General features: G+C 58.7%; 16 protein-coding genes. 4 read left to right on the top strand and 12 right to left on the bottom strand.

What is annotated here, in order from left to right; translation table 11 throughout:
• Window positions 1–187 precede the first annotated feature (187 nt).
• From XH80_RS03295 to XH80_RS03260, 8 genes are all read right to left on the bottom strand, one after another.
• Window positions 188–715 (bottom strand): lytic transglycosylase domain-containing protein, encoded by a 528-nt coding sequence (locus tag XH80_RS03295; RefSeq protein ID WP_271597320.1) that lies wholly within the window; start codon window positions 713–715, stop codon window positions 188–190.
• 368 nt (window positions 716–1,083) lie between these two features.
• Entirely contained in the window at window positions 1,084–1,596 is a 513-nt protein-coding gene (locus tag XH80_RS03290) for a S26 family signal peptidase (RefSeq protein WP_271597316.1), read from the bottom strand.
• Entirely contained in the window at window positions 1,593–2,057 is a 465-nt protein-coding gene (locus tag XH80_RS03285; RefSeq protein ID WP_271597315.1) for a DUF2840 domain-containing protein, read from the bottom strand. The genes XH80_RS03290 and XH80_RS03285 overlap by 4 nt, the downstream gene beginning before the upstream one ends.
• A gap of 283 nt (window positions 2,058–2,340) precedes the next feature.
• Complete coding sequence (locus tag XH80_RS03280) at window positions 2,341–3,222, bottom strand: replication initiator protein A (RefSeq protein ID WP_271597314.1); 882 nt, start codon at window positions 3,220–3,222, stop codon at window positions 2,341–2,343.
• 22 nt (window positions 3,223–3,244) lie between these two features.
• A complete protein-coding gene (locus tag XH80_RS03275; RefSeq protein WP_008561544.1) occupies window positions 3,245–3,526 on the bottom strand; it encodes a helix-turn-helix transcriptional regulator in 282 nt (93 codons plus the stop codon).
• Between the two features lie 134 nt (window positions 3,527–3,660).
• The gene (locus XH80_RS03270; protein ID WP_333968635.1) at window positions 3,661–4,071 is read right to left on the bottom strand and encodes a DUF2285 domain-containing protein; all 411 of its coding nucleotides are present in this window, start codon (window positions 4,069–4,071) and stop codon (window positions 3,661–3,663) included.
• A gap of 166 nt (window positions 4,072–4,237) precedes the next feature.
• Window positions 4,238–4,432: a transcriptional regulator domain-containing protein gene (locus XH80_RS03265; RefSeq protein ID WP_271597313.1), complete on the bottom strand. Its 195-nt coding sequence runs from the start codon at window positions 4,430–4,432 to the stop codon at window positions 4,238–4,240.
• A 166-nt stretch (window positions 4,433–4,598) separates the two neighbouring features.
• A complete protein-coding gene (locus tag XH80_RS03260) occupies window positions 4,599–4,871 on the bottom strand; it encodes a DUF2285 domain-containing protein (RefSeq protein WP_271597312.1) in 273 nt (90 codons plus the stop codon).
• Between the two features lie 160 nt (window positions 4,872–5,031).
• Here XH80_RS03260 and XH80_RS03255 point away from each other — a divergent pair, with 160 nt between their 5' ends.
• From XH80_RS03255 to XH80_RS43690, 3 genes are all read left to right on the top strand, one after another.
• Window positions 5,032–5,283: a helix-turn-helix domain-containing protein gene (locus XH80_RS03255; protein ID WP_271597311.1), complete on the top strand. Its 252-nt coding sequence runs from the start codon at window positions 5,032–5,034 to the stop codon at window positions 5,281–5,283.
• 341 nt (window positions 5,284–5,624) lie between these two features.
• Window positions 5,625–6,035 (top strand): hypothetical protein, encoded by a 411-nt coding sequence (locus tag XH80_RS43695; RefSeq protein WP_333968634.1) that lies wholly within the window; start codon window positions 5,625–5,627, stop codon window positions 6,033–6,035.
• Window positions 6,036–6,038: 3 nt separating this feature from the next.
• Window positions 6,039–6,431, top strand: coding sequence for a hypothetical protein (locus XH80_RS43690; RefSeq protein ID WP_333968633.1), 393 nt, complete (start codon window positions 6,039–6,041; stop codon window positions 6,429–6,431).
• Here the strand turns inward: XH80_RS43690 and XH80_RS03245 are convergent.
• From XH80_RS03245 to XH80_RS03235, 3 genes are all read right to left on the bottom strand, one after another.
• Window positions 6,416–6,706, bottom strand: a complete 291-nt coding sequence (locus XH80_RS03245) for a pyocin activator PrtN family protein (protein ID WP_271597310.1) — start codon at window positions 6,704–6,706, stop codon at window positions 6,416–6,418. The two genes, XH80_RS43690 and XH80_RS03245, sit on opposite strands and share 16 nt — an antisense overlap.
• Before the next feature lie 1,485 nt (window positions 6,707–8,191).
• Window positions 8,192–8,347: a transcriptional regulator domain-containing protein gene (locus XH80_RS03240; protein WP_271597318.1), complete on the bottom strand. Its 156-nt coding sequence runs from the start codon at window positions 8,345–8,347 to the stop codon at window positions 8,192–8,194.
• Window positions 8,348–8,516: 169 nt separating this feature from the next.
• Window positions 8,517–8,789, bottom strand: a complete 273-nt coding sequence (locus XH80_RS03235) for a DUF2285 domain-containing protein (RefSeq protein WP_271597309.1) — start codon at window positions 8,787–8,789, stop codon at window positions 8,517–8,519.
• Between the two features lie 231 nt (window positions 8,790–9,020).
• Between XH80_RS03235 and XH80_RS03230 the strand changes: the two genes are divergently transcribed.
• On the top strand, window positions 9,021–9,248 hold the full coding sequence (locus tag XH80_RS03230) for a helix-turn-helix domain-containing protein (RefSeq protein ID WP_271597317.1): 228 nt from the start codon (window positions 9,021–9,023) through the stop codon (window positions 9,246–9,248).
• Between the two features lie 223 nt (window positions 9,249–9,471).
• Here XH80_RS03230 and XH80_RS03225 read toward each other — a convergent pair whose 3' ends face one another.
• Complete coding sequence (locus XH80_RS03225) at window positions 9,472–9,792, bottom strand: DUF736 domain-containing protein (protein WP_271597308.1); 321 nt, start codon at window positions 9,790–9,792, stop codon at window positions 9,472–9,474.
• Window positions 9,793–9,868: the final 76 nt, after the last annotated feature.

Raw genomic sequence — 9,868 nt, 5'->3', positions numbered from 1 at the left:
GTCCTGCCGTCGTGGTCTCCCGGTCGCCGGTTCCCGAAAGAGCCCCCGCGGCTTGGCAGCCAACTCGCGAAGCCCCCACTGTGGCCGAGACACCCGAAGGGTGGCTCGGTGAGGAGCGAAGCGACGAGTAGAGCGCGGGCCGAAGGCATCGCCCATACGCCATCGGCTTGCGAACCCGCACACTTGGTCATTGTGACGCCCTCGAATCCGATCGAGGGACGAACACGCCAACAGGCCGGGGGACCATGCGCGAAACATCGGGCACCGAGATTGCGGCCGTGACACCGCTCGACGGCAGGAGGGCCAGCAACCGATCGTGCGTTTTCATCAGCTCGGATGGCGTGACGAATAGCGTCGAAGCTGCTGACGACCGTCCGCTGGACGTCCAGTTCGGCGGCAGTTCAATGGCAAGTAGATTTGCAAGCTTCGCGACATATGCTCGCGTCTCATCTGGCAGAGAGCCGCCTGCGAGATGCTCTTCATAGCGAGTTGGACCCGCGTTGTACGCAGCAAACACGCCAGGCGAGCCATACCGGTCGAGCAGTTCGCGCAAGTAAGCCGTGCCGGCCAGAATGTTGTCGTGCGGGTCGTAGGGGTCGTTCCCGAGATTGTAACGCTCGCGAAGTTCCACCCAAGTCGCCGGCATGATCTGCATCAGGCCCATTGCGCCTCTGGGCGACTTGGCGTGCACGTCTCCAGCGCTTTCGACGTTGATGACCGACCCGATCTAGGTCATCGGAATTGCAAAACGCCTCGAGGCTTCGTCAACGAAAGCTGCAAACGGGTTGCTTGTCTGAGCAACCGCTTGAGCCAATGCCAATCCACTCTCGGCCAGAGCAGCACTGCTCGATGCAGCGAAAATAACCAGCAGCGACACGACAGCCCAAACACGCACGCCTGACCGAGCCAAGCATGCCGTCGCGCTCGCGCCCGTCCAGAGTAAAGCCGCTTCGCGCCGGCCATGCGGCCGCCCTGGACTGCTGCGGCGCGCGTCGGCCTTGCAAGCGTTGGTCGGGACGGAGGAATGGTCCCGCGATCGATCGAACAGAGGAATGGCGGGGTAAGAGCGTGGAACACGCACGATCACTCCTCCCACGTCCACACGGGCAGCGCACGGCCGATCACCGCTGACGCAGGCAAGAATCCAAAATATCGGCCATCAAGAGAGTCGTGAGACTGCCAATTCATGAGGAACAGTTCGCCGTCGCCGACGACGCGGCAGCCCTGCCATTTCGGCAGCGGCCTGCCGCGTCCATCGCGATCCCTCGCCTTGCCTACCGCCACGTCGTCGACCGAAATCGTGAGGCCGGTTCTGCAAACACTCTGCCCCGGAAGGGCGAGCACGCGCTTCAGCATGGGGACGCCAATGGGCAGATAGCCGTTAAGGTCGAGGAAGGTCGCGAGCGGCTCCGGCGGCTGCACGGCGACCAATTCGGTGACTTGGAATTGGTCCGCCGGTCGGAGGCGGTAGAGACCGATCGGCACGCTCGCGGATGCATTCCAGATGAAAAGCGGAAGCGGCTCCAGAGCGAGTGTCGCGACGAGCGCAGCCGCCGCCCCAAACGTCGCGGTCAGCATCTTCACGCGGCCCGTCATCGCATTATCCTCTGACGGTGAAGCCAGGCCTGGTGGCGCGCTTTCGTATACGGACGCGGGTTTTCGTTGATGGACAAGCGGTTATGAACGTGATGCCAATGATCAGGCGCGACATCAGCCGGATCGATGCCGAGCGCCTCAATGGCATCGATCATCTGCAGCACTCGCTCGACCTTCTGCCAGCCGGACAGACGCAGCAAAATCTCTCCGCCGGGTGTCACATAAGGCATGGTCGAGCAGCGCTGTCCCGGAGCGACTGCGCGCAAGATGTCGATCCGAGAAATAATCGCACCAAAGTCGTGGGAGGTCCAACGGACGAACGCAAAGATGCTGCCTGTCGCGAATGACAGAATGCGCCGATGGCGATCAAGCTCCCGTTCCTTGACGATGCGACCGAACCGAATGCGATTTTCGATGCGCTTCTCGAGCCACAACACTTCCACTTCCGTGAGATCGCTCATGCGACGGCCCGCCGACGCTGGAGCTGATAGCCGTGAGCTTGGGGCTCGGTCGAGCGTGTGTATGGCCTGCAAAGGCAGGCTAGACTGTTGGAGTGCCGTTGCCGCACTCCAACGTGGCCTTCGGTCCAGTCCGTTAGAACAAATCCGAAGGATTTCTGGTTAGTAAAGTTACGGCTGGAAAGCGCGCAGAAACAAGCTCTTAAGTCCGATTCCGGTCCCCAATAGCACGAGGATCGGGTCCCCGATAGCACGAGGGTTGCGGTCCACGATAGCACGAGCTGACTCACAGATTGTCCTCCGAATTTGGAATGAGACCGCGCCGGCGCAAGCGTGCCGTTAAGGGGGCAAGAGGCGTGGGCGCGAAGTTCAACCGCTCGGTGCCATCAGGATCCCGTGTGAGCACGAGCTGATAGCCAGGCAATGTCTGGCGCTGAACGATCTGACGTATGTCGTAAGCAAAATGCTTGAGCGGCGAAAGGATGCCCGACTTGGCATGGAGGTGCACAAGGTCGAAACTCCAGCCGCCGTCCTGTCGACCGCCGTGCTTGCGCACAAGACGATAAAGCCAGCGCTCAAGCCCGCCCGTCAGATCGAAATAAGCGCAGTCGATGGTCAGCACGAGCGCGTCGTCGATGACGCCGGCGTAGAACCAATCCGGCAGGATCAGCTCGAGCCCAAATGGGCGGCCATTTGCATCGGCCGTTTCCTTCCACTCGTTGATCCACGAGAAGCGGTGCCGTCGCCGCTCTGCAGGTTGGCGGATCGATGTCAGCACAGTCGTTGACTGAAGTCTGCCGAGACCCGCCTTCAGCCGGTCGTCGTCACGCGCGCTGGTGGCGCGGCCGACGAACGCCAGAATTTCGTAAGGCGTTGCAGCCATCAGGCGTGACGTCTTCAGGCCGGCGTCACGAGCTTCGACGATCTGGGACGCGGCCCAAATCAGAACGTCAGCACCCCAAATGGTCGCCATGCCGTGTTCCGGCACGGCTTTGACACGAATTGCGATCGCACCGGCACGCAAATCGATCGGCACAATGCGTTTGGTCTTTGCCAACGAAAAGAACGGATACGCCATCAGATCCTGCGCGTCTCGCGGCGCAAGGTCGCCGGGCAAAGCCCGAAAGAGCTCAAGCTGCTCACGTTCGGAATGATGTTTGCGCCGCATGGTCACTGCTCTCGCGCTGATATCAGCGACGTTCCTGGCCCGCATACGGCCGCAGCGCCGGGTGCTTCTTGGCTGGCAGTACAGTCCCCTTCCCGGGGTCGGACGTCGAGGTCTTGGCGCCCCGGTCGGCCCACGCTTTCAGGTCATCGACGGCGTAGACGACACGACCGCCGATCTTCCGATACGTCGGTCCAGTACCGTACGTGCGGTGCTTCTCAAGCGTGCGGCCGGACAGGCCAAGATAGCGCGCGGCCTCAGGTGTACGCAGGAAGCGCGGGGGAAGACCGGCCATCGGATCGGGCATTTGAGAACTCCAGGAGGACAGCGCGCAACCCTCGGCTCGGCCGGCGTGTGTGCGGTCATCATGGAGAAGCGCGATATCGGAGGGGGATGCCGATTGTTGAGGGGGCAATTTTCGGCAACCCCATGAGGACTGCGTTACTCGTCCTTGCGCCCAGGCCGGAGGAGTTTTCGGTAACCGCCGCGCATCAACGCGAGACCGCCCTGCACCAAGCGGATCGTTCGATTGCGCAGATCATGCGTCTTCCAGGCGCGATCGGGGATGCGCTTTTTGCCAAACAGCACTTCCGCGATAACGCGATAAGTGCCGCCGGCGCTATGCGCATCGAGCGCGCGGATCGCGGCGCTCAAGCGTTCGCGTCGGTGTTTCGATAATTGATGAAATGCAGGACCTGGCGCGCGTCCATTCATCGCGCGCCACAGCCGGCGGGCTGCATACGCACGCGCGTCAAAATCGTCATCGAACGGCAATTTGGCTGCGTATGACGCGCCGAGCACCAGCGGCTCTTTGGACCAAACACGGTGATCTACCGCACCGATGCGCAGCACGGCATGCCATCCGTCAACGGCGCGGCGCACCTCGCCTGCTGTAAGGTCGAGCAGCGGTTGAGACGCTGAACTCCGATCGGCGGTCCTGGTAACCTTGACCGGAACGACCGCCGCTAGAATCTCAGGCGCCCAAAAGATCGTCTGCTCGTCGAACGACCTCTGCGGGTCATGGGCGAAAGCAGATACCCCATTTCCTCCTGAATTCTTCGGTTACTGCACCATCTGAGCTGCCTGCGATCATCGCCTCGTACTCACGTCGATAGTCGGCGTTACGGCGGAGACATTCCCAGGCGATATCGGTGACTTCCGCGTCTTGTAGACTCTTGTAGGATTCCGGCGACCGCCAGTCGAATTCAGGCATTGCTTCCGCCCCATTGCACGCAGCTAACAAGGATTGCGGCGCAATAGTTATGAACGGAGCGGTTGTAGGAAGTCCCTAGTTTGGCACCACGTGGTGCGCCGGAATGACCACCGATTAGCAAAAGAAAACAATTCTGACCGTAAGGGCACCAGCCAGAAACTTTCTTCTATTTCGAACCGGTGCCGCGCAGTAGGCGGCCCTGCTCAGTTACCCATTTGGCGCGCGCAACGTGGCTCTGATATGCGCTCCGCGCACGGTCCGGCTCCCGCCCCGGATCGATATGCAGCACGATTCGAGCGGCTTCCATCCAGTCAGCCCCTTCGCTTTCGGCCTGCAGAAGGCGAATGTACGTGACGACATGCTGTTCGTCATAGGTTGTGAGCGCCGGCTCGTTCGGCGCGACATCCGCGACGTCAGGATCTAGTTGCGGTTTTGTCATAAGCGTCCCAACAAACAGCGAATGATTCTAACCTCTCTGATTAGCTGAGATTCGCACGTCTCATTTTGGCCTCATTGCGAACTAGCCCTACAGCAAGTAAGGCCGAAATACATACTATAGGAGATAAACCTCATAGTATGTAAAGCCGCAATTTGCGCCGATGGACATGCGCAAGTTGGTCGGTCGGAATTTCGCGAGACTGCGGAAGCAGAAGCGCTTCACGCAGGAGAAATTTGCCGAAGTGTCCGGATTCACTCAGCAGTATATTAGCGACCTAGAGCGTGGCCGTCGGAATCCAACAGTCGTCACTCTATTCGAGCTCGCCAGCACGTTGGGCGTTAGTCATGCCGATCTAGTCCTGCCAGATGATGAGACACGAGACGAGCGACCAAGACTAGGCAAACGGCGGTAATTGATTTGCAACCGCCACTATGTCACTTCGGAACGGCTTTAAGGTTTTCGCAAAAAAGCGCCGCGACGGGACAACGGGGTATACCGCTCAGATAGTCTGAAAGAAAAGCGGCAAAATCGTTCATCGCGAGGCCCAAACGTTTGACCGCCGACAAGCGGCAACGGCTTGGTTGAAGCGCCGCGAAACCGAACTTTCAGAACCCGGAGGCATTGAGCGCGCCAAGACGTCCGGGAAGACCCTTGCCGACGCCATAGACAAGTACACTGCATCATCCCCCCAGGGAAATCGGCCGCACCAAGGCGCAAGTCCTGAAGGCCATTAAGGACTACGACATCGCCAATATGGACGCTGAAGCGATCCGCAGCGACGACATAGTCGCCTTCACTGAGGAGCTATCAAAGGGGCGTCAACCGTCCACCGTAGGCAACTACATCAGCCACCTAGCGGCGATCTTCGCCGTGGCAAAGCCCGCTTGGGGTATTCCGCTTGATCGTCAGGCAATACGCGACGCACAAGCCGTGCTGTCGCGCATGGAGACGATATCAAAAAGCAACCAGCGTAACCGCCGCCCTACTCTCCAAGAACTAGACAAGCTGATGCAGCATTTTGGAGAACGGCAGGCCCAGGCGCCTCGGTCTGCGCCCATGCAGAAGATTATCGCGTTCGCGATCTTCTCAACGGGCCGTCAGGACGAAATCACCCGTCTGGCGTGGGCCGATTTCGAGCCTGACCACAAGCGCATCTTGGTCTGAGACATGAAGCACCCCGGCCAAAAGGTCGGCAATGACGTATGGGTTGAGCTTCCTGATCAAGCGATAGCCATTATCAAGGCCATGCCGCGCACAGCCCTTCCGAAAATATTCCCTTACACCACCGATGCAATCGGCACTGCATTCACCCGGGCCTGCCTCTTTCTCAACATCAACACCGAGAAAATGCCAGACGAAGAGCGATTACACTTTCATGATTTGCGGCACGATGGCGTATCGCGACAGTTTGAAATGGGTAAAACCATTCCACAGGCTGCAAGCGTCTCAGAACACCGCAGTTGGCAGTCATTGCAGCGCTACACCCATCTTCGGCAAACTGGCGATAAATACGCGGGCTGGAAGTGGCTGAAGGTGATCGCGCCTCAAGACGCCAGTTGACGACATTCCTTCCGCGCGGCTGCGGCCTGCTTATCGATGTAGTCCGCCAGATCGTTGATATGAACCCCTTTTGCCGCCTTCTGACTGGCTTCCATGCGGATCAATGGAATAACGATATCGCCAGACCCGGCCTTACGAACGAACTTCGCTGGGTCTAAGTGCGGGAAGTAGTCTCGGCAAATTTCTTCAACGGAAATTACTGCCTTGCCGTTGTATTGCGCCATAAGCAAAAAAACAGTGCTGGGGCGCGGTGAGTTGTCGTTAGCGTGAATCACTTTCTTCTACTCCATTAAAAAGCCGCCCCGGCTGGATGCTAGGACGGTGGTTGCAGGTTAGTTCTCAATGTGAGGCGCTGCCCTGTATTGATCCATGCACGGAACGCCGCCGTCATAATTCCGCAATCTGCAGCGAACCTTTCCGCGGTGTCGGGCCTATTTGGGGATAGCTAGTAGCTTGGGGAGTTTAATCGTGGCGGAAAGCACGCAGCGTGATTCAGCCCGACGCAATCGCCTCCTAGAGGCAGCGCAGAAAGAACTAGCCCGGTTCGAACAGATCGAAAGGGAGTTCCGCAAGAAGGATCAGGCGGAGCGTGCAGCTGAACTTCGGCTTCCTTTGGATAAGATCAACGTGCACAGATCAAAGTCACAGGACTGTCATGGCACATTTTTAGCATTGTCATGCGACGGGGGTCCGGCGCGCAGCTCCCCCGTCCTGATCTTCGGCCTAGATTGCCAGACTGGACAGGGAGCTTGCTCCCGCATGAATCGCAGTCGGCGCCCTCACCTGTCTCAAGGCGCGACACAAAACCTTGGCACAACTTGTGCATGATAATCTGCACCGGAGATTTGCGTTAAACCCACCGGGGCTGGACAGCCGCCGCCCGCGTTGCATTTAAGCGGGCGGCGTTTTTACTTTTGATTTGACGCCCGCCGAATTTCGATAGCCGACCTTAATAGACCGGGGATGCGCTCGGAATTCCAAAACCCTACGGTGTCCGCTTTTAAGGGCATTTGAATGAGGCGGGCCACTCCACCGGTTCTTATTTGCAAGGAATGCAGGCGTCCCATGGAGTACCTTGCGACGCTCCCAAAGACTGCAGGTTTGCCGGCTGTATATGCCTATCGCTGCTTACCCTGCCAAAGGGTCGACACGATCCCTATTGCCGGGTGATAGGTTCACTCGGCCATTGTACTCCGAAGGCACCGGCTTCTAGTGCAGCGTCGATCGTCATAGGCTGCGTTTCTTTCTTCCCGCGCTTTGGCGTCGATGCTCCAGTGACAAGCCACATACGGCTAGCGCAGCTAGCACATTCATAGAGCTTTAGCTCGCATCCTTCAGCCACCGGAAAAAGCGCTTTCAGCGCTCTGGCTTGGCAGCAAACGATGCATCCGGCTTCGCCATGCACGTTGGTCCCCATCGACGCAATTCCGCCTCGATTAAAGAAGCCTGAATCTGGAATAGGGAGCAATAGCGTGCGGCTATTAATTCAGTGGCGTGCTAAAATAGCCACACGGTCCATAGGCGAAACACGATTCAATGCGCGACGAAATAATCTTGAAACAATCGGCCGCTTCAATCCGCATGTCTGGGAGCGACGTTTGTATCCTTAGAAATTTTCACCTAGCGGCTGGATTGAGACACCATTTTTTTCCGATGGAAAGGGTCGAACGATTAGGCGCCCCTTTCTTCTTCATTAGCGCTTCCCCCGAACCAGTAACGCCCAAACCGGTGACGCGCCGTCCCAACGTCCGAGGCGTCCATCAAAGCGCACTCGTATCGCCATCGGGACTATTGGCAATCATCGCCTCAAAGTCGCGTCGAGAGTCCGCGTTGCGGCGAAGACATTCCCAGGCGATGTCGGTGAGTTCAGCGTCTTGTAGTCTCCTGTAGGATTCCGGCGACCGCCTCGAATTCAGTCATTGCTTCCGCCCCATTGCACGCAGCTAACAAGGATTGCGGCGCAATAGGTATGAACGAAGCGGTTGAAGGAAGTCCCTAATTTGGCACCACGTGGTGCACCGGAAGGACCACCGATTAGCAAAAGAAACAATTCTGACGGTAAGGGCACCAGTCAGAAATTTTGTTCTATTTCGAACCGGTGCCGCGCAGTAGGCGGCCCTGCTCAGTTACCCATTTGGCGCGCGCAACGTGGCTCTGATATGCGCTCCGCGCACGGTCCGGCTCCCGCGCCGGATCGATATGCAGCACGATTCGAGCGACTTCCATCCAGTCAGCCCCTTCGCTTTCGGCCTGCAGAAGGCGAACGTACGTGACGACATGCTGTTCGTCATAGGTTGTGAGCGTCGGCTCATTCGGCGCGACATCCGCGACGTCAGGATCTAGCGGCGGCTTCGACATCAAAGACGACAATATGCGCGAGATTCAAAATCAAATGGCGAGGCACCAGCCTCGCCGGCTCGAACCATTCCCTAATGTAGCACATGGCATGCCACCTGCTCGGGCGAGCATTCAAGAAGCTGCATTTCCCACATTTTCCTCAATGAGGCTCCGTCCGAAACCCTAAACAACTAGCGCTCCGCGTATTATAGCACGTAGCGCCAAAATACGCGATTGCTTCCTATCCTGCGGATGGACATTCGCAAGGTCTTTGGAGCAAACGCGCGTCGATTCCGGCTGGCGCTTGGCTTAAGCCAAGAGGCCGTAGCGGAACGCATGGGCGTCGACCGGGCCTTCGTGAGCAGCATGGAGCGAGGGCTCCAAAACGCGACGCTGCTCACAATCTGGCAGATTGCCCAAGCTTTGGGGGTCAGGCCGGCAGATCTGCTTGACGAGAAGGTGTCCAAAGCTCGGTCCTGACTTTCCGCGAGCCGGGCGCGGAAGTCTCGATGTGGACACTGCAGCCAGCGATCAGGATTCGAATAGGCGATGTTTCAGAGCGCGCGCCGAGCGCGCCGCCAAACGATATTTCGCTCAAATTGGCAGCAAGCACCTAGCACAATGGTCTAAGGGTCGATCCATCGGCCTATGGAAGATTTGGAAAGCCCCGCCCGGTGGACCGGACGGGGCTTGTCGGGCGCTCTTACTCGCCGTTCTTGCGCGGCCGCGACCAGAGCAGGGTGTATGCTTCACCGCCCTCGTCTTCGAAGAGGTTCGCGTAGATCGGCGCATTGAACGAGGGGTCGTCGAGCTTGAGCGAGAGGTAGTCGCGACCCTCCTCGGAGCGCTTCGACCAGGCGGCCCCGATCTCGGCCCGGCCCACATAGATGCGGTAGCTCGGGGCGTTATCGTTGGAGCGGTTCGTCTCGGCGGCAATGCGGACGCCGTAGACCTGCAGGCTCAGGGTGACGATCTCGCCCTGGAATTCGTTGCCGACCTTCTTGAAGGAACCGATGCTAGCCATGTCACTTCTCGTGCGCCAGGAGTGCCGGGTGGGATCCGGCACGCGCACTCAATGCCCCCGCAGGGTGGGAGACCCT

This window comes from Bradyrhizobium sp. CCBAU 45384, assembly GCF_028128665.1.
GTDB lineage: Bacteria > Pseudomonadota > Alphaproteobacteria > Rhizobiales > Xanthobacteraceae > Bradyrhizobium > Bradyrhizobium manausense.
The sequence above is the reverse complement of the archived record's forward strand: the minus strand, read 5'-3'. Positions and strand labels throughout refer to the sequence as shown.

Coding starts and splice junctions, on each gene's coding strand:
- XH80_RS03290 (WP_271597316.1), bottom strand. CDS start 1,596: ATGACGGGCCGCGTGAAGATGCTGACCGCGACGTTTGGGGCGGCGGCT.
- XH80_RS03285 (WP_271597315.1), bottom strand. CDS start 2,057: ATGAGCGATCTCACGGAAGTGGAAGTGTTGTGGCTCGAGAAGCGCATC.
- XH80_RS03280 (WP_271597314.1), bottom strand. CDS start 3,222: ATGCGGCGCAAACATCATTCCGAACGTGAGCAGCTTGAGCTCTTTCGG.
- XH80_RS03275 (WP_008561544.1), bottom strand. CDS start 3,526: ATGCCCGATCCGATGGCCGGTCTTCCCCCGCGCTTCCTGCGTACACCT.
- XH80_RS03265 (WP_271597313.1), bottom strand. CDS start 4,432: ATGCCTGAATTCGACTGGCGGTCGCCGGAATCCTACAAGAGTCTACAA.
- XH80_RS03260 (WP_271597312.1), bottom strand. CDS start 4,871: ATGACAAAACCGCAACTAGATCCTGACGTCGCGGATGTCGCGCCGAAC.
- XH80_RS03255 (WP_271597311.1), top strand. CDS start 5,032: ATGGACATGCGCAAGTTGGTCGGTCGGAATTTCGCGAGACTGCGGAAG.
- XH80_RS43695 (WP_333968634.1), top strand. CDS start 5,625: ATGGACGCTGAAGCGATCCGCAGCGACGACATAGTCGCCTTCACTGAG.
- XH80_RS43690 (WP_333968633.1), top strand. CDS start 6,039: ATGAAGCACCCCGGCCAAAAGGTCGGCAATGACGTATGGGTTGAGCTT.
- XH80_RS03235 (WP_271597309.1), bottom strand. CDS start 8,789: ATGTCGAAGCCGCCGCTAGATCCTGACGTCGCGGATGTCGCGCCGAAT.
- XH80_RS03230 (WP_271597317.1), top strand. CDS start 9,021: ATGGACATTCGCAAGGTCTTTGGAGCAAACGCGCGTCGATTCCGGCTG.
- XH80_RS03225 (WP_271597308.1), bottom strand. CDS start 9,792: ATGGCTAGCATCGGTTCCTTCAAGAAGGTCGGCAACGAATTCCAGGGC.